This is a genomic window from Pseudoduganella rivuli (assembly GCF_009674485.1).
In the GTDB taxonomy this organism is placed as follows: domain Bacteria; phylum Pseudomonadota; class Gammaproteobacteria; order Burkholderiales; family Burkholderiaceae_D; genus Rugamonas; species Rugamonas rivuli_B.
Map to the genome: position 1 here is coordinate 1 of NZ_WKJJ01000095.1, position 233 is coordinate 233.

The 233-nt window shown below is 52.4% G+C and carries 1 tRNA gene and 1 rRNA gene; both read right to left on the bottom strand.

The features are described from left to right. Nucleotides 1-22: 22 nt before the first annotated feature. A tRNA-Ile gene (locus GJ700_RS34880) sits at nt 23-99 on the bottom strand. Nucleotides 100-165: 66 nt separating this feature from the next. Further along, nucleotides 166-233, bottom strand: a 16S ribosomal RNA gene (locus tag GJ700_RS34885); the annotation flags it as partial.

The window sequence follows — 233 nt, forward strand, 5'->3', positions numbered from 1 at the left end:
CTTGCTACAGCATTTTGGTAACTGGTAGGGCTGGTTGGGCTCGAACCAACGACCCCCGCGTTATCAACACGGTGCTCTAACCAGCTGAGCTACAGCCCCAACATGCTTTCGTTCTTCTTTAGAACAGTCGATAAGTGTGAGCATTAGGCGGACAGCCTACTCTAGAAAGGAGGTGATCCAGCCGCACCTTCCGATACGGCTACCTTGTTACGACTTCACCCCAGTCACGAATC